The 19,212-nt window shown below is 31.7% G+C and carries 16 protein-coding genes and 1 CRISPR repeat array; of the genes, 3 read left to right on the top strand and 13 right to left on the bottom strand.

The genetic code is table 11. The features are described 5' to 3' along the window. Positions 1-77: 77 nt before the first annotated feature. The 5 genes from QMD61_02580 to pgsA form a co-directional block, all read right to left on the bottom strand. Positions 78-422, bottom strand: coding sequence for a hypothetical protein (locus QMD61_02580; GenBank protein ID MDI6723515.1), 345 nt, complete (start codon positions 420-422; stop codon positions 78-80). Between the two features lie 131 nt (positions 423-553). After that, positions 554-1,207 carry a DUF434 domain-containing protein gene (locus QMD61_02575; protein MDI6723514.1) on the bottom strand — a complete coding sequence of 218 codons (654 nt, stop codon included), beginning with the start codon at positions 1,205-1,207 and terminating at the stop codon, positions 554-556. Positions 1,208-1,246: 39 nt separating this feature from the next. Continuing rightward, positions 1,247-1,903: a TIGR00153 family protein gene (locus QMD61_02570; GenBank protein MDI6723513.1), complete on the bottom strand. Its 657-nt coding sequence runs from the start codon at positions 1,901-1,903 to the stop codon at positions 1,247-1,249. 33 nt (positions 1,904-1,936) lie between these two features. Then, the gene (locus QMD61_02565) at positions 1,937-2,182 is read right to left on the bottom strand and encodes a DUF357 domain-containing protein (GenBank protein ID MDI6723512.1); all 246 of its coding nucleotides are present in this window, start codon (positions 2,180-2,182) and stop codon (positions 1,937-1,939) included. A 21-nt stretch (positions 2,183-2,203) separates the two neighbouring features. Further along, positions 2,204-2,779, bottom strand: coding sequence for an archaetidylinositol phosphate synthase (gene pgsA, locus QMD61_02560; GenBank protein MDI6723511.1), 576 nt, complete (start codon positions 2,777-2,779; stop codon positions 2,204-2,206). A gap of 180 nt (positions 2,780-2,959) precedes the next feature. Here pgsA and QMD61_02555 point away from each other — a divergent pair, with 180 nt between their 5' ends. Continuing rightward, complete coding sequence (locus tag QMD61_02555; protein MDI6723510.1) at positions 2,960-3,562, top strand: L-threonylcarbamoyladenylate synthase; 603 nt, start codon at positions 2,960-2,962, stop codon at positions 3,560-3,562. A gap of 9 nt (positions 3,563-3,571) precedes the next feature. On the opposite strand, the gene QMD61_02550 is transcribed toward QMD61_02555, so the two are convergent. After that, positions 3,572-3,700 carry a hypothetical protein gene (locus QMD61_02550; protein ID MDI6723509.1) on the bottom strand — a complete coding sequence of 43 codons (129 nt, stop codon included), beginning with the start codon at positions 3,698-3,700 and terminating at the stop codon, positions 3,572-3,574. Between the two features lie 240 nt (positions 3,701-3,940). Between QMD61_02550 and radB the strand changes: the two genes are divergently transcribed. Both radB and QMD61_02540 read left to right on the top strand, forming a co-directional pair. Next, complete coding sequence (gene radB, locus QMD61_02545; GenBank protein MDI6723508.1) at positions 3,941-4,636, top strand: DNA repair and recombination protein RadB; 696 nt, start codon at positions 3,941-3,943, stop codon at positions 4,634-4,636. 174 nt (positions 4,637-4,810) lie between these two features. Continuing rightward, positions 4,811-5,971: a pyridoxal phosphate-dependent aminotransferase gene (locus QMD61_02540; protein MDI6723507.1), complete on the top strand. Its 1,161-nt coding sequence runs from the start codon at positions 4,811-4,813 to the stop codon at positions 5,969-5,971. A 462-nt stretch (positions 5,972-6,433) separates the two neighbouring features. Here QMD61_02540 and QMD61_02535 read toward each other — a convergent pair whose 3' ends face one another. The 7 genes from QMD61_02535 to cas5 all read right to left on the bottom strand — a co-directional run bounded on the left by QMD61_02535 (position 6,434) and on the right by cas5 (position 19,212). Next, a complete protein-coding gene (locus tag QMD61_02535; protein MDI6723506.1) occupies positions 6,434-8,209 on the bottom strand; it encodes a ribosome biogenesis/translation initiation ATPase RLI in 1,776 nt (591 codons plus the stop codon). Between the two features lie 514 nt (positions 8,210-8,723). After that, positions 8,724-11,942: a CRISPR direct-repeat array (repeat unit 30 nt; unit sequence ATTTCAATCCTAAAATAGTCTGATTTAAGC). A 354-nt stretch (positions 11,943-12,296) separates the two neighbouring features. Further along, positions 12,297-12,560, bottom strand: coding sequence for a CRISPR-associated endonuclease Cas2 (gene cas2 / locus QMD61_02530; GenBank protein MDI6723505.1), 264 nt, complete (start codon positions 12,558-12,560; stop codon positions 12,297-12,299). Between the two features lie 25 nt (positions 12,561-12,585). Continuing rightward, a complete protein-coding gene (gene cas1b, locus QMD61_02525) occupies positions 12,586-13,551 on the bottom strand; it encodes a type I-B CRISPR-associated endonuclease Cas1b (protein MDI6723504.1) in 966 nt (321 codons plus the stop codon). Between the two features lie 70 nt (positions 13,552-13,621). Continuing rightward, complete coding sequence (cas4, locus tag QMD61_02520) at positions 13,622-14,137, bottom strand: CRISPR-associated protein Cas4 (protein ID MDI6723503.1); 516 nt, start codon at positions 14,135-14,137, stop codon at positions 13,622-13,624. Positions 14,138-14,152: 15 nt separating this feature from the next. Beyond that, positions 14,153-15,604, bottom strand: coding sequence for an ATP-binding protein (locus QMD61_02515; protein ID MDI6723502.1), 1,452 nt, complete (start codon positions 15,602-15,604; stop codon positions 14,153-14,155). Positions 15,605-15,784: 180 nt separating this feature from the next. Then, positions 15,785-18,379 (bottom strand): CRISPR-associated helicase Cas3', encoded by a 2,595-nt coding sequence (cas3, locus tag QMD61_02510; GenBank protein ID MDI6723501.1) that lies wholly within the window; start codon positions 18,377-18,379, stop codon positions 15,785-15,787. Further along, positions 18,379-19,212, bottom strand: a complete 834-nt coding sequence (gene cas5, locus QMD61_02505) for a CRISPR-associated protein Cas5 (protein MDI6723500.1) — start codon at positions 19,210-19,212, stop codon at positions 18,379-18,381. The genes cas3 and cas5 overlap by 1 nt, the downstream gene beginning before the upstream one ends.

The following is a 19,212-nucleotide window of genomic DNA, read 5'->3' as shown; positions in this document are numbered from 1 at the left end:
TTCTTTAAATATATCTAATTCCATATAAAACTCTAAATTATTTTCATTTGACAGTTTAAGAATTTAATAGAATTTTTCTATTCTATTTCTAATGAAAATGCATCCTGAAATAGATCTTTTATCACCTGAAGATTATCGCCTTCCACCCTTGTAATTGCCCCATTACACGAATCTCTGAAGTAATAATCGGCATCAACGATTTCTCCGCTGTTGTTGATGTATAAATACAGCCCATCCATGAAGTTTTCTGGATCATCTGTGGGTAGATATATTTCAAGGCGAATAATTACTTCAGACCCTTGAATACTTTCATGAAGTTCTTCTCGCTTTTTTTCATTATCCAGCGCTTCCTTGAACCATTCCATTCTTGATTGAAGTTCCTGACCCACTTTTTCTTTATAAAATTCATCGTTAAATTCCATTATATCACCAATTTTTTATTAATTATATATTTATTCTTATTATTAATATATGTTTTATACAAAAAATAACCATAAAATCTATGTTTTTCAGGCTTTTATAGTTTTAAGTTAAAATAGCCGGAAAATATTCTTTAATTCTTATTATTTAAAAAGTAAGAGGGAATATCAACAAATTTATTCACATTATCTATTATGACGCTATCGCTTGTAGCTACAACCACATCTTCTCGGCTGGCTATTGCTTTAATTTCCATATCTACATTTTTTGAAAGTTTAACTATCCCTTTAAGCCCAAGATTATCCATAATATCCATTACAAGCCCGGCAAGTTTACCGCTGAAGCTTACAGGATTATCCAGAAAAAAAACAATATTTAAAGGTTTATATCTACTTATTAGAGTTAAAATCAGGTTTAATGCAATTTCTGTAATTTCGCTGAATTTATATTTCCCAAATACGGCCTTTAAATCCCTCACCACATTATCATCACATAAAACAATTGAATCAAAGTCCCCATATAAAATACTTTCTACAGTAATAAGAACGTTGTATCCGTCCACAATTAATATTTTACCCTCTATTTCATCTATATTAGTTATTTTAGCTCTTCTTTCATCTGATTTTGATTTAGAAAATACTGATCTTGCAAGGAAGTTTCTCTCCTGCCTGTTTAAAAGATATTTATTAGAAACAAATTCCAGAGCATTCTTTTTTCTGTATTTCCTGTTAAGAAGAAACCTTAAATCATGTGCTGCTTCTTTAACCTTTTCAATTTTAATTTGCATGAAAATTAATTTTTAAGTAAAGCTTTCTTAAAGCAGTGCTTATCCTCTTCTTTTTGCCACAATAATGGGAACGCGATCAGAGGCATCTTCTGCCCGATCTGCAATATTACCTATTTTTTCTGTAATATTTTTAAGTTCTATAAATTTAAGTATACTAATTTCCTTTTTCCTATATGCAGCGTAGAGTTTGCAGATTATTCTTCTTTCTATTATGTCTCCCTGTTCTTCTTTTGCTTCAACTTCATGTGCTTTAACAAGTGCAGCGCTTAAATCTGTATCAAGGGTTGACACACACTCTCTAAGTACTGAAACAGTTTCACAGGATTTTTCGGTTAGTTCTTCAAAATCTTCTTTAAAGCTTTGAGGAAAATTAATTTTTCCAAGGGATATTGCATAGGCTGCTGATTGGGATGCATCAGAAACTGCATCTACAAGTTCTGCAAGAATTATTCTATCTTCCCTATCAAATGGTAAAAATGCACCGTTATAAAATTCTATTTCCATTTTTCTTCTTATTTCATCGGCTTCATGCTCAAGACGGCTTAGTTCTTCAACTTCTTTATCCAATAAATCAAATTTTCCTTCATAAAAGTGTTTCATAACATCCTGAAGTTTACGTGCGCATGCATACACCAGTTCAACATGCAATTTGGAATATTTCTCAATATTGGTTTCTTTACCAAAAAATCTTTTCATTTTATCCCTTTTTCAGTAATAAATAAATTACCATTAAATTAATCCATGAATAAGCCGAATCGCATCAAGTAATCCATGAGCATAGGTTATACAGCCGAAAGATGTAATTAAGTCTTGTTTTTTAAGGTAGTAATCGGTATCTTCAAAGTAGCTTTTAGCCCTTTCAATGGTCTCAATTTCATTTTCATTTAATTCTATTGAATCTATTTCTTTTATATTTTTTGTAAATAATTCAATATCTTTCTTAATACGATTCACAGTGTCCTTTTCATCAGCCATAATATCTATTCCTGATATTTATCAGTTATTAACCTTTAATTGCTTCCATGCATGATATATTCGCTGGAAAACGGTTAAATATCCAAGTATAACTATTAAAATAACGGCATAATAAACAAAATTAAAGTTGAACACAACACTTAAGACAACTCCCATTATGAGAATAACAAGACGCTCAGCCCGTTCAGCTATCCCAACATTACATTCTATTCCCTCTGCTTCAACTCTAGCCCTTACATAACTAACACTGAGAGAGGCAACTATAGCTAATGCTCCAATAAACCAATCAACGAATCCACCGTAAATTATACCTATTAAAATGAATGCATCTGAAAATCTATCTGAAGTAGAATCCAGAATTCCACCAAATGGCGTTCTTGCGGAATGATTCCGTGCAACAGCACCATCCAGTATATCTACAATACCGCTAAGTGCTATAAAAATTCCTCCAAGCAATAAATCCTTTCGTGAAAACATATAAGCCGATAAAACACTCATAAGAAGTCCTATTATGGTAAGAACGTTTGGATTTATAGGAATTCGTTTTGCAACAGGATCAATTATGACTTTAAGCTGTGGTCGTAATCTGTTGAGCATATTGGTTAATTATAAATTCCAATAGATATAATTTTGGATAAAAAAGATAATATCTCGCAAATAGTGTTCAAACTATAAATTGTTGCTTAAAAATAATAAGGATATTTAATATAATTTATTACAGAACTAAGCCAGCACTTATGTTAAACTATAGAATTTTATCTAAAAACGGATGATTGAATGAAAACAATTAAAATAGGCTCACATAATCAAGAAAAAGTGATAAAAACTGCCCTCAATATTTTAAAGAATGGAGGCACTGTTATCTACCCAACCGACACAATTTATGGCATGGGTGCTAATGCCTTTAACCATGATGCTGTGAAAAAAGTATATGAGATTAAAAGAAGGTCATATAAAAAACCGATTTCTGTATGTGTTAGTGATGTTGAAGACATAAAAAAAATAGCCCATATAAACGAATTTGTTGAAAAAAAGATTAATCAACTATTTCCAGGCCCATTTACAGTTATTTTAAAGAAAAAAGATAATATTCCCCCAATATTAACATCTGGTAGTGAAAATATAGGTATAAGAATTCCTGATAATGAGATTTGTAGAGAAATTTCAAGGGATTTCCCAATAACAACCACAAGCGCTAATATTTCAGGCGAAAAAATACCGGGATCTGTAGAAGAAATTATAATGCAGCTTGATGATAAGGTTGATTTAATTATTGATGCAGGGGTTTATAAAAAAGGAATACATTCAACTGTAATAGATATGACTGTTTCCCCACCAAAAATATTAAGATCTGGAGCTGTAATACCTGATTTAGAATAATAGAATTAGTTATGTCATAATTAATGCTGCCAGAAGTATGGACTCTTTTATATCTTCAATTGAACAAAAATAATAATTAGACCATATTGCAATTAATGTAAATGCAAGGGCTTTATATTTTAAATTTTTACCGTGCATTATCTAACCAATATGATTTTTATTAATAGTATTATTAATATCTTAATATCTATTAAAAATTTTTCTAATTTTAAAAATCATTAAAATGCCGACAATATCCATTTTAAGCATTTTAAAGCAGATTAGTGTATACCAAAATTATTTTTATTATAATCCCTAAACAGTTACTAAGAAATAAAAATTCTTTAATTCATAAAAAATATTAAACCTATACTTTAGAACTTTTATGAGGAATTAGCATTGAATACATTATCAAACATGAAAAAAAGCAGTAAAATACCATTAGAGTGTTCAATAGATACTATACTTGGTGGAGGCGTTGAAAAGGGCGCTCTTACTCAGTTCTATGGCCCTCCAGGTTCAGGTAAAACAAATATCGCGCTTAAAATTCTTGTACATTGCGCTCAAAAAGGCAGGAAAGCCATATTTATCGATACTGAAGGTGGATTATCAATTGAAAGAATAAAACAGATTTCAGGAGATAGTTTCGATGAATTTGCAGGTAACATAATAGTTCTCGAACCTACAGACTTCCAGGAACAGGACGAGGCCTTAAAAAAGGTTGAAAGTATAATTAAATCTGGAAATGAAAAAGTAGATCTTATCATTCTCGATTCCGCTGTTGCACTTTATAGATTGAAGGATGGAGGGCAGACTCAGATTAATAGAGACCTTGGTAAGCAAATGGGGCTTCTTTCAAAAATTGCACGAAAATATGATATTGCTGTAATTATCACAAATCATATATATTCTGTTTTTGATGAAGAAGGTATAATTGAGCCTGTAGGTGGTACAATCTTAAAATACTGGAGTAAAAATATAGTTGAACTTATTAAAAATGAGAATGGAGAAAGATATGCCCTTTTAAAACGTCATAAAACACGGCCAGAAGGACAGAAAGTTAAGTTTGAAATTGTAGACAGCGGATTAAAATAGTATAAGAATATAAAAGATTATAAATAATCCAAAAATAAATATATTATTTAACTGTTTTATGAGGAAATAATGGCCATAAAATACAACAACGGTTTTAAATAATAGATTTTTAAAAGAATAATATACTTTAGACACATTTAGAATTACTATTATTTTAATGTGGTTGTGAGATGTATGATTTCACCAAAAAAATATGCAAAAGCAGCTAAGAGGCTACCTAAAGGATATGATACTGTAAATGAGTTCTTTAACTGCGTTTATAATGACGAAGAAATGGTCTGGATGGGTCAAAACACGAACCATTTACATGAAGAAAACGACATAATGCACGCAATGATCGATAGCGTTAAAAACAAGGATTACTGCAAGTATCCACCACCAGAAGGATTTCCAGAGCTCAAAGGTCTTATACTTCAAGATTTAGGGCTTAACGATGGGAATAACGATATCCTGATAACTGCTGGAGGTACAGAATCCCTCTATCTCTGCATGAACGACATATTAGACCCTACAGACAATGTTATAACCTGCGATCCAGGATACCTTATCATAGACAACTTTGCAAGCAGATTCGCAGATCATGTTAAATCCGTGCCTATTTACAGCGAAGAAAACGGATACAAGCTAACACCAGAACTTGTAAAACAAAATATGGACGAGAATACCAAGATAATATCCCTTGTTGACCCCTTAAACCCACTTGGTTCATGTTATACCAAAGAAGAAATCAAAGAATTTGCAGATTTAGCTATTGATAATGATATTTATCTTCTTCATGATATAACCTACAGGGATTTTGCAAGAGAACATCATCTTGCAGCTAAATACGTTCCAGATCATACTGTAACTGTTTACAGCTTTTCTAAAATTTATGGAATGGCAGGACTGCGTATTGGGGCAATGATAAGCACTCATGATGTTTTAGATTCAGTCAGGAGTATAGTTATAAATGACCTTGGAACAAATGTTGTTGCCCAAAAGGGTGCCATGGTGGCGGTAAGATCAAAACAACAGTGGATCGACAGAATAAGAAGTACAACAAGAAAAAATCAGGAAATCATTAAAGAAGCTGTTGACAATGTAGAAGGCGCATTTATCCCTGTCTATCCATCAGACGGTAACATGCTTGCCATTGACCTGTATGAAACCGGCGTGGAGCCAGTTGATGTTGCAGAATTCCTTCTTAAAAGAAAAATCTTTGCAAGGGAAGGAAACTACACAAGCAAGCTTTTCGGGCACAGATATCTTAGAGTGAGCTTCTCCATACCAACAAGATTCGTTGAAAAGTTTGCAGTTGATTTCCAGGATGCAATAAAATACTTAAGAACAAAATAACTTCTCTTTTTAATTATTTTTATAATCATACATGCTGCTTATTTTAAAAGTAAAAGTAAAATAAAGAATTAAAATAAAAATAAATCTGGAATCAGCTCTCCATTACCTTTATCTAACTAAATTTTATTTTAATCCATTGTTTTTTAATTATGTGAAATAATAGACAAATTACACGCCTTAAATTAAAAAAAATAAAAGTCTTTAAAAAAAGATTACATACTAAAGATTTCGTCCTTCCACAGCGAAAACTGTCAAAATTAAAAATTTTGACATTGGTGGAAACTTTGTTTCCCGAACCGCAAAACTCACAGTTTTGCGGGCAGCAAAAACTAGTTTTCGCATGCCTTGTTTTTTCGCGAGGCCGTCGAAAAATGAAATTTTTCGGGCCGAAAAATCGAAGATTTTGCAGGACTTTTTTAATCAATCCTTGAAAAATTCTGAAAAAATTTTTGAGCGGTTGATTCAGCTTTCCAGATAATAATATTCTCCTTTTTCTTTTTGTTCACGGTCAAGATAACTTTCGAACTTATTAACACGGGGTCTTTTAGTTTCCTTATCTCTTCTGAATGTTATTCCAACATCTGAAAGGAATTTATTCATTGCATTTCTAAGATCCATAGGCCTTGTGGCATGACCTTCAAACCCTGGTTCGCCGTAAAAGACCATTGCCCTGTCTGAAATATAATCAATAAACACGATATCGTGGTCGATTATGATGGATGCCGTATGGCGGCTTTCTACTATCTTTCGTATTGCTCTTGCAGCCCGCAGTCTCTGTTCAACATCTAAAAATGCGGTTGGCTCGTCAAAAAGATAGATATCTGCCTCTTTTGAAAGTGCAGTGGCAATTGCAAGGCGCTGAAGCTCCCCTCCACTTAAGTCTTTAACATTTTTATCCATGATCTCTTCTAGTGCAAATGGCTTAACAATTTCAGTTTTAAATAGGGTTGTGCCGTAATTAAAAGCTGTTGTCATTAAAAGTTCCTGTACTGTCCCATCATAATTGGAAGATAAATACTGGGGCTTATAAGCAATAGAAACCTTCTTTTTAATTTTTCCCTGGTCTGGTTTTATTACCTCTGCAAGCATCTTGGCAAAGGTGGTCTTCCCTATACCGTTCGGTCCAAATGCAGTTATAATCTCGTTATATTGAACCTCTCCTTCTTCTACATCAATTGAAAATCCTTTGAATGACTTTTTAAGTTCAGTGTATTCTGCAAGGATTTCACCCTCTGTTACCTCTGCAGGAGGCCGTATATCAAAAACGATGGGCTGTCTTCTGAATCTGACATTCTCTTCTTTTAAAAATCCGCCGATATATGTATTTATACCGACTCTTACTCCCCGCATCTGGGCTACAACACCATAAGCTCCCGGATGACCATATAAAATGTGCACATAATCAGATATTGCATCAAGTGCTGCTAAATCATGCTCTATAACCATTACAGACTTTCCCTCATCTGCAAGACTTCTTATAACTTTAACAGCGTTTAGTCTCTGTTTAACGTCAAGCCATGATGTTGGTTCATCGAAATAATAGAAATCGGCGTCTTTTAAGACTGCTGCAGATATTGCCACCCGCTGCAGTTCGCCCCCGCCCAATTTAGAGATATCTCTATCCAGTATCTGCTCTATCTCAAGGGTTTTTGCCACTTCATCCAGTTTATTCCTCTCATCAATACTTTCAAGGAGACCTCTGACTTCACCTTTAACCACCTTTGAGAGCATATCCACCATTTGTGGTTTATGAGAAACCTTTATATCTCCTTCAGAGAGCTTTTTAAAATAAGATTGAAGTTGTGATCCTTTAAAATAGTTTATTATTTCATCCCAGCCAGGTTCTGCTTCATAATTTCCAATATTGGGTCTTAATTCTCCTGAAAGTATCCTGACAATTGTGGATTTCCCTATACCGTTTGGACCTAAAATACCCACCACGGAACCTTCCTTTATGTTTGGAAGGCCGAATAATTCGAACATATTCTGGCCGTATCGGTGAATAGGCTCATCAAGAGCTTCTGGAAGGTTGATAATGGTTACTGCATCAAAATAACATCTTTTTGTGCATATCCCGCATCCGGAACATAATTCTTCTGAAATGATTGGTTTTTTTGTTTTAGGATCAACGGTGATGGTGTCTTCTTCCATTCTCACGCCAGGGCAGTATTCTATACATACATAGTTGCATTTTTTGGGCTGGCACCGATCACGATCCAGTATTGCAATTCTAGTCAATATATCACCAAAATAAGTTTTTAAATAGTTTATTGAATCTTTTTATTAACAAAACATTATTTTAATTATTCATTAAAAATGGATTTCTCATTATTATTTTAAATTTGTGCAATATAAACTTTTGATTATTATTGAGCCTGATTGAACAAAAATTCCAATAGATAAATTTATGGATAACACATTTTAATGTACCATAAATTAAAAATTTTACTTTTTTAATTATTTAATCCTACAAATTAAAGAGGATATATCAAATGATTCAAAAAATATGACTATACATGGCTTCTATTGTTTTCTAGAAACTTATAAGGCATTTTACAAAAAGAGCAATGAGTATAGAAGAACTGTTAAAAGAACAGCTGGAATTTAATTTGAATTCTTATTTATTTTTTAATCTCTAAACTTAAAGCATGAGGAAAAAATGTAAATAACTTTTCAAACCTTTTATTTTTCGATCCAAGAACTTTTAAAATCTTTAAAATATAATAGATCTATTTAATCTTTTATTAAGAGTATCTTAACCCTAAAATAGTCTGATTTAAGCTCTTTGATTCGTAGTCCACCAGTTCCACCTTTTTGAATTTCAATCCTAAAATAGTCTGATTTAAGCCTTGATGATGTCACAGTTATTTCGTCAAGGAATACATTTCAATCCTAAAATAGTCTGATTTAAGCCGGAAGAAAGTTCATAGACATAGCCTATGACGCCCCCATTTCAATCCTAAAATAGTCTGATTTAAGCTAGGCTCTTTCCAATAGTTAAACTGTAATATAGCTTCATTTCAATCCTAAAATAGTCTGATTTAAGCAGACAGAAAAGGCGAAGAAGAGATTTAAAATTTTTTATTTCAATCCTAAAATAGTCTGATTTAAGCCCAACTCTAAGACCTTTAGCTACAAATTTAGTCATTCATTTCAATCCTAAAATAGTCTGATTTAAGCCCCTCATCCCATGTTTTACCTTCCTCGTCATATGCTTCCATTTCAATCCTAAAATAGTCTGATTTAAGCCCCTCATCCCATGTTTTACCTTCCTCGTCATATGCTTCCATTTCAATCCTAAAATAGTCTGATTTAAGCCCACGTATTAGGATATAGAAGAAGACAAGAAGAATATATTTCAATCCTAAAATAGTCTGATTTAAGCCTTTAATATCTCCAGATTCGTTAAACCTTAAATATCTATTTCAATCCTAAAATAGTCTGATTTAAGCTTACTAATGACAATACGGTTGAATTTAGATTATTTAAATTTCAATCCTAAAATAGTCTGATTTAAGCCTATGCTGAGATTAAAAAGTTGCCTTTACAAAAATGATTTCAATCCTAAAATAGTCTGATTTAAGCCTTTTACTGGTAAAGAATATTATGTGCTAAACGAATTTCAATCCTAAAATAGTCTGATTTAAGCAACATTAAGTAACAACGTAGAAACTAGTATATGCGCATTTCAATCCTAAAATAGTCTGATTTAAGCATGAAACTTGACGGTTGTGTTATCAGTAGAGACGCTTAATTTCAATCCTAAAATAGTCTGATTTAAGCGCATTCAATCCCGTTATATTAAATATAATAAAAACTATATTTCAATCCTAAAATAGTCTGATTTAAGCATAGCAAACTGCGTAGACCTTTCATACTACTTATTTATTTCAATCCTAAAATAGTCTGATTTAAGCCGTATATCAAGAATATTTGCAGCTAATTTTATTTGATTTCAATCCTAAAATAGTCTGATTTAAGCTTTTTTTCCAAATTCTTTCAATTTCCCACCTTTTTTAATTTCAATCCTAAAATAGTCTGATTTAAGCAACTCTTCCTCGATAACCATATATACCAGCCAGTACGTGCATTTCAATCCTAAAATAGTCTGATTTAAGCCTACAAGTATCTGAACGGGTTAGACGACACTGTAGTGATTTCAATCCTAAAATAGTCTGATTTAAGCATATGGAATTATCTAATTGGTGCTGCGCAAAATACAATTTCAATCCTAAAATAGTCTGATTTAAGCAATCCTTATGAGTTTGCAAGTAAGTAAGTCTTTTAATTTCAATCCTAAAATAGTCTGATTTAAGCTATGATTATACTGTATCAATAGATAATCTATCTCTTGATTTCAATCCTAAAATAGTCTGATTTAAGCAATCATCATCATTAATTGCATCTTCAAATAATCTTAAATTTCAATCCTAAAATAGTCTGATTTAAGCGATTATAAAACCTATTATTTTTTATATTTCCTTTTTAATTTCAATCCTAAAATAGTCTGATTTAAGCAGCTTTAAAAGATAGAATAAAACTATTTGATGAAAATTTCAATCCTAAAATAGTCTGATTTAAGCCTAAAGGTACGGTAGTACAATTACAGAATAGTTAATTTCAATCCTAAAATAGTCTGATTTAAGCCAATGCCCGGATCACCTACTATGAGTATGTGAATACATTTCAATCCTAAAATAGTCTGATTTAAGCCACAGAGGCAAATACCTACACCAATACCGCCCCCCAGATTTCAATCCTAAAATAGTCTGATTTAAGCAAAGCATATCAGAAACAAAAGAAGCTTATAGTAGAATTTCAATCCTAAAATAGTCTGATTTAAGCATCAACTGTATATAATTATAATATTGCTGCAAATACAATTTCAATCCTAAAATAGTCTGATTTAAGCCTCTGTTTCATGCTTAAATAGTCTTCTCTCATACATATTTCAATCCTAAAATAGTCTGATTTAAGCCTGAAAGTCAAAATATCCTTTGGGATTATATAAGAAATTTCAATCCTAAAATAGTCTGATTTAAGCTGAGTAACACCTTTCCTAATATTTTAGAGCCTAAAAATTTCAATCCTAAAATAGTCTGATTTAAGCAGTTTAGCAAATAAGCTATCTATGAAGTCATAAGTATTTCAATCCTAAAATAGTCTGATTTAAGCTTGGGGTAAATCTAATAATCCTAATCTTGCTTCTATTTCAATCCTAAAATAGTCTGATTTAAGCCCATACATCCCGTCAGACTTATGTATTTGTTATCCGGATTTCAATCCTAAAATAGTCTGATTTAAGCTCTGCATCATCTACCGGCTCCATACCCTTAAATTCATTTCAATCCTAAAATAGTCTGATTTAAGCTTGCTGATTCGGTTTCTGAGAAAAATCCCCCAATCAAATTTCAATCCTAAAATAGTCTGATTTAAGCCCCACATTGGTCGCGGCAGTATTAGCATTCTTAGCTCATTTCAATCCTAAAATAGTCTGATTTAAGCAGGAATTCTGTGCATTCTGGCATGAACCAGAAGGAGTAATTTCAATCCTAAAATAGTCTGATTTAAGCGGTTTCTATCCATGAACAGAGATTATGCCAACCATAATTTCAATCCTAAAATAGTCTGATTTAAGCCCGAACTTTTGTTATTTTCCAGGTTATCGATGACTTCATTTCAATCCTAAAATAGTCTGATTTAAGCCAGGGCAATTGACCAATATAATTTATTAGTTGATGCATTTCAATCCTAAAATAGTCTGATTTAAGCCCATTCAGAGACCTGATGCAAGAAGGCCCCACACAAATTTCAATCCTAAAATAGTCTGATTTAAGCGCATCTCCATAGTCCCAATGCCAGACTGGAATATCATTTCAATCCTAAAATAGTCTGATTTAAGCTGTGAATATCTGATGTATCTGCCTTTGTGTTTCGCTGAATTTCAATCCTAAAATAGTCTGATTTAAGCAGGGCCGAAATTTGCCCCATTTTCCCAAATACATGCTAATATTTGGTCTATTGAATACTTAAAATTGTCGATCTCCCATTCCAGAATCCTTTTATATGGATCGACGACCTGCAAAATAGAGTTATTTTTTGAAAATAAAAATATAAATTGCTTTTTTATCCATCTAAATTTATAATAATAAGGTAAAAACTAAATTAAAGTGTTAAATATTTTTTAAAGCAATTTAAGAATATAATAACCTGAAGTAAGTTTAATATTGGGGTAAAAAATTCTATGACAAACGATCCGCTATCCTTGTCTAAAAATTCATAGAACTCATTAAAATACGATTAGATCAGGACAAAAAAAGTAAAATTAAAGTATTCCGTGTACAGGTGCTTTTTCAATACCCAGTACCTTTCTGTGAAATGCATCTTCAGTCCTGAACCTGTATATTATCACAGAATCCTCATTTTTATTGATTATATCCAGCAAACCTGTTTTTATCTCTTCAAGCTCGCTTTTGGTTACTTCACCTTCAAAAACAGAATTTTGAATCCAGTATAGATGTTTCCGAAGGAATCCTTTGACTTTGTTGACCCTTTCCACCTTAATATCATAGACTATTATCACATACATTTTGATCATCTTCCAAAAAATTAATTCACCACCACATTACAAATGGTTTATACTCTTTAGACCCTAAAAGATGTTTTATCAATTTATAAGCCTCCAGCCTTATAAGGCGTTTATAAGAAACTTTTCTGTTAAGCTCTCTATGCTTAATGGTCTTTTTAAGCCGTTCATCATATTCTTTAATGAAAATTTTTCTTCCATTGTCATTCAAAAGGCAGTAATTAAGGTCCTTTTCAAAGTCATCTTCTCTGAGCATTCGTTTATTTATAAGATAGAAAATAAGCCTATCAACAAGAATTGGCTTGAAAATTTCGCTTAAATCCAGTGCCAGGGAAAATCTCCGCTCTGAAGGCTCATGAAGATAAGAAACCGTGGGATTAAGTTGTGTATTATAGATTTCAGATAGAACTGTTGAATAAACCATAGAATTACCGAAGCTTATAAGTGCATTTATCATATTTTCTGGAGGTCTTTTAACTCGTTTATCGAAATTAAAGTTTTCAGGGAGAATTTCATTCATTTTCTGGTAATAATCGGCGCGCATCCTTCCCTCAACGTTCATAACCTCCGTTATCATGTTGCAATTCCCTAAATCAGGCAATATGCTACTTATCTTGTTTTCAAGGTTATAATATTTAAGGACTTTCCCCATATTCTTTGCAGCGCCTTCTACTAACTTTTTAGCTATAAAAATCCTTTTTTCATGGTCCAGATAGTGCTCAGCTTGTTTTATAATCAGATCTCCAGACAGGAGCTTTTCTCTTGGATAAAAACTGCCGTCATAATAGCCATAATAATTAAAAAAATGAACGGGTATGCCTTCTTTTGCAAGAAGATGTATTGCTTGTGAAGAAAAAGTTAATGAGCCGTAGGCATAGATGGAATAAATTTTATTGATTGGAATTGGCTTTTTGCCGTCTTTATTTACAAAGTATACGGTATTTTCCCTTCTTTTAAGCATTCCATCTGACAGTAAATAATAGTTCTTTTTCATTAGCTCACCAACATACAATATGATGTTCATCTAACGAAATATATTTTCATTTTATAGAACATTTAAATTTTTAGACCCAGCAGAACTCAAAATAGGCGCATTTCCTGCAAATCTTCGTTCTTTCAGGCTCTGGAGTGTCACCATTGATTACATTACCAATATCCTCAATTATATCCTTTAATTCATTCTCTTTAGATTTATTTAAATCTATAGCGATTTTCTTTCTCATTTTGGGATAGTTAATTATACCTTTGATCTTTTCAATGCCCTTTTTATGTTTTAAATAGTACATATAATAGAGAAGCTGGTATTCATGGGCTTTTTCCATTTTACTACTCTTTTTAACCTCATGAAGCTCTAAATAATCCTTCTTTTTAATAAAATCAACGCTGATTAAATTGTCAATTGTATATTCCTTTTCGTCCCCGTAGCTTTTTGAGTGAAGTAGTTTTCCGAGGGATACAAGATCAGACTCCTGTTCCATCTGGATGTGGCGGGAGAAAAGCCATAGTTTTGTCTTGCAGATGAAATAGTAATTTATTTGGGTTCCTATGATTCGGAGGTGTTTTTCTGAATCTGAAAGCATGTTTACCTCTTAATGTTATATAAATGAAAATGTGGTCAGAGGAATATGAATCACATCATCTTCAAGTGTAATCCTTTTTGTTTTATTAGACACTACTATACCATATTTCGAATTATATTTATTAATTGCTTTTTTTATTTGCCTTTTGTCTTTATTTCCAACTCCTACTTCAATAGGTATGATCTTGCCTGTTATATCACTTAATAGAAAATCAACTCCCTCTTTTTCTGGAGAATAAAATATTCCATGTGGCATATTCATAGTTTCTTTGAGCCTGAAGAAATAGGAAGCCACCATATTTTCTGTAAGTTCACCCAGAAATTCTCTCTTTTTAGGGTTATATTTGCCCAATTGGAAATTTATACTTGTTTTTATGGACGGAGATAAAAAATAATACTTCCATGCCTTTCTTACAGATGTTCTAGCACTTCCAGAATATGGCTTAATGTGAAATATCAAATGAGTTTTTTCAAGGATACTTAGTATATCTTTAACCAGGGCCGAAGAAATTCCTATATCATTTGCTAATTTGCCCTCAGATGTTTCACCTGCTTTTTGAAGGGCCAAAAACATAAGTATTCTAAAAATAGAACTTCGAGTTTCTGATCTAAAAGACCTGATAAGAGATACATCCTTTTCTATCACACGATCCAGCATATCAAACGTTTTTTCATGAATATCATGATTATCTAAGTGAATTCCAAAGGGAAACCCTCCACAGCACAGATAATTTTCCCATTCCTTTTCAAGAGGCATTGTTAGTTTCAACATTTTTCGCATTAGCTCGTTTTCTTTTTTACAGGCATCTTCTATCTCACCAGTGAAGATCAACTTTCTAATGCTTGCTGATGTTCCTTTTGGAGCGTAAATATCGTGTTTTAAAAGCAAATATTCAGAAAAATTCATGGGAAAAATTGACTCTTTTTTGGATCTACGGGCAGCATCGACATTTAATTCCAAACTTAATGCTGAAGAACCGGTAAATATCATGAAAATCTTTTTACTCTGGTCATATAAAATTTTACCTGCATTTGACCATTCTTTATCGTATTGTGCTTCATCTATAAGGATAAATAGTTCTTCATCTAATGTTACTGGCGTTTTTTGATGCACTTCGCTGATAAAAACATCTGCTGCATCGATTATTTTACCACCTAAATATTCGCTCATGTGATCAGCAGAAATATAAAGCACTCTACCCTGTTCAATGCCTTTTTCATTTGTTAAATAGTCATATATTTGAAAAAGTAATGTGGTTTTTCCAACACCCCTTAAACCAGGCATAATTATAAATCTGTTTTCATTATTAGCATCTAAAAAGTTATCAGCGTGCTTTTTAAGTTTAAAGAAAGCGCTTCTATGCCTGAATTTCTTTCCATTTCTTTGAATTTGATCTTGAGCTAATCTGGGTCCTTCCCTTAATCTTGCCAAAATATAATCTAAAAGGTCATCTGTGCTTGGTTTCATATTATCACCTTACTCAACTTTATGAGTAACCTTATATAAATAGTTACTCAACTTTATGAGTGATTGCTTATAAATGGTTGCTCAAGTTTATGAGTAACATTCGGAATGTTTATATAAAAAGTATGCCACAAGCTCTTCAAAGCCCCAGATTCTGCTCAAAGGTATCATCTTTCAATATATTTAAAGAATTTCAACTGAATCATTTTCTTCTTTCAAAATACTATCAAGCCCATATTCTTTCACAGAACAAACTTCTTCATCATTAACTTTATTCCAGATGTAAAATCCTCTAAATTCACGAGTATCTCTATTCCAGAAATCACTTTTATCTTCGTAATAGATAGGAACATTTACTGAATATTCATAAAGGATTTTCTTTAATTCCCAAATATCTAAATCTTCTCCCGTATATTCCTTTATTTTGGCCATTATTTCTTTCCAAGACTTCGCATTTTCTCTTATGGATTTTGTAAATACATTTTTCACAGTTTTATCATTACTTTCTTCCAATTCTATGAGTCCAGGAATTACAACTTTATATCCAGCGATATCTCTGAAAAGTCTTTGTGCTTGACTTTTCTTTTCAACTGTAAAGTAATTTAAATAGTCCAATGTTTTTTCAATTTCATCTTCGTAAATTTTTTTAAGTTTAATCCCATCTATTTCTCTTTCAAAAACATCATTTATCATTTTTCGTTCTTCTTCATAATTTAAGGAATCTTGCTTATTTTCATATTCTTTAAGGACTTCAAACGTCTTTTCAACTACTTTACTGTCATATACAAAGCTAGTTCCTCTATCAAGTTTTAAAGATCCATTTTCTAATTTTTCACCTGCAAATATAACAACATTAGGAATATCTTCATCATAATCTGCATCCCTATTTCTGTGTATTCTTCCCCATCTCTGTATTTGGCTGTCAACTGTTGATATTTCAGTTATCATTGCATCAAAATCAAGATTTACTGATGCTTCGATTATTTGGGTTGCTACAACAGTTACTTTTTCGCCATTCCTAATTTTCTCTTTTATTTCATTTATTCGCCTACTTTTTTCCAATTCAATTAGCCTTGAGTGTAAAAGGTAAACATTATCTTTTTCTTCATTTTCTAATGATTTAAACAAATTTATTGCCTTTTTAACATTATTAACTATTAAAAAAAGATTTTTGTCATTGAAAAGCTCTAAATAGTCCTCTAGTCCTGATTCTTCATTTAATTGAGAATTTTTGCTGAAAAGAGGTTCTTCAATTACTTTAATTTTATGCCTCCTCTGATCGAAATTTTTTATTTGACTTTTAGTATTTTCATCAAGCTTTGCAACATCGACAATTTCCAAATCTTCACCAAATATGTTTTTAAAGAACTTTTTAAAGTAAGGTGGGAATGTGGCAGTTATTATAAGGAGTTTTCCTTTGAGTTTGTGGATAATTTCAAGCGTTTTTATAATTATAGCTGCCATTTCTTCATTATATGTTTGTACTTCGTCAATAACTATGGATGAAAATGGATAAACAGAAATTACTTTATCAGAGCCATAATAATTCAAAGAAGTTAAAAATACTTGATCAGGAGTTGTTAGAAGGATTGGAGAAGAAATCATTTTCACTGAAGTCATCATTTTATCCATATCTAAATATTTTCCTTCCTTTTCTTCCTTAATATATTCAATAAATGCTGTTGAATGTAATATGTCCACAAATTCCTCTTTAAAATAACCATCCTCAGGATTTCGGAAACGTGAAAAAAGATCATTCAGTGCCACTCTCAACGGTAAAGTATAAATCAATTTTCTTTTATTCTTTTCAGCCCACAAAAGAGCAAATTCTGTTTTTCCTGAGCCTGTAGGAGCAATAAAAATAAGCGATTTGTCTGTATTGACATTTTCCAATACATCTTTTTGCCAAAGGTAAGCTTCTTCATTATCTTTAGTTATACTGTCTCTGATTTTATCGGATAATCCTTCAAAAACCTTTTTGAGTTCTCTACATTCAATATTAACTCCACCACTTGAAGAATAATCACATCTTCTAAGGAAACCAAGCAGAACTAAAAAATCATAATCTGGATTATCATTATCTATATCATAAAACTCTGCAAATTCAGATATGTCATCTTCACGAGAATTTATCTTTTCAAGGAGCAAATTTGTTTTTTCAATATTCATTTCTGCTTCTAGGAATTTAATTGCTGAACATGCTATTTCAGAATCAGAAAAATCATTTTTAATGTATTCAAACAAGTTCATGAGGAAATTATGTAAAATACCTGAATTTACATTAATAAATTCAAGATAAGAAGCTGTAGCCTTACGATAATTAGAAATTATCTCCATAAGATCTTTTTCTGCAATGAAATAATCATTATAATGATGAAGAAGTATTGCTGTTCTCAGTTTTTTGTCTAATTCAGTATTTCCTAATAAAAATGTGCTCCAAATTGTTGAAAGTATTTCATGCCTTGGATATCTTATTTGAGGATTATTAAGCGGCTTTAAAAAATTTTTTAACTTTTCCCAATCTTCACTATCTTTTTCAGAAACCTTTTTTTGAAAATTGTAGTCAATTTTACCTAAATCGTGTAATATTGCTGCAATAATAAGTTTTTCAAAAGTTTCATTGTTGGCAACCATATCATAATTAAATGAGTCTTTGTTTTCTTTTACAAATTCATTGAGTTCTAAAACTCTTCTTACAGCTTCTTTTAGGTGGTCTTTAAGTAAATAATTTTCCTGATCTACAGATTTAGCTCTTAAAATTTCAATTAATTCATTCATTATAACCACCCAAATTCTTCAGGTATTTTAAAAGTTAAATTTTTATCCTTTATACTGTAATTTTCAACTTTTACTTCGTCTTTAAGATAAATAACTTGATCTAAACCAGTATACATAACAGTTTCAAATTCTGGCACTCTTTTAGTAGATTTGGTAATCTCTGCCTTATTAGTGATTGAATTTTCCCCATTTTTGAACGCTACTTTCAATGGAATAGAGTAAACTGGGAATTTTTCAGTTTTAATTGGAAATTCTTTATCATTCTTAATTTTGAGTTTAATATAAGCCGGTTGGGTTAACCAAATATTTTTTCTTGCTATTTTTTCAGAAAAGGAGAGGTCTTGATCAGAATAAACACCCCTTAAGAATATTATATCTTCACTTCTTCCAATATATGGGATTTTACAAGGATTTAACAATGATTTTTCAATTTCTTCTATTAATTCCTGTTTTCCCTTAAGAAAAATGTAAAGATGGCCATTAAATAGTTCTTGCTGAAAGACAGGAGATCTTTGGGAGGTTATGCTGCTTCCATATAATGGAAATCCTTGATTCCACAGTTTTATTTCTCCATTATATTTCATAAGATTAATACCATCTTTAGTTCCTTTAATCAAGCCCTGATAGTTCCAGAAAAAGCTTTCAAAGCCTCCATGAATACTTACTTTGATGTTATAGAAATCTTCCTCATAGTATCTTTCTGTAATGTTCTGTAACATGCCAATTACTGTGGATTTAGGAGGTAACGGGTATGTTTGAGCATAATAAAAGGTGAATGGATTTCTATATTGTGCAAATGGCTGAAATATCTCAAGAAGGGTTATTTTTTCCAT

Source organism: Methanobacterium sp. (assembly GCA_030017655.1).
Classification (GTDB): Archaea; Methanobacteriota; Methanobacteria; order Methanobacteriales; family Methanobacteriaceae; genus Methanobacterium_D.
This window is presented reverse-complemented; position numbering and strand designations above follow the sequence as displayed.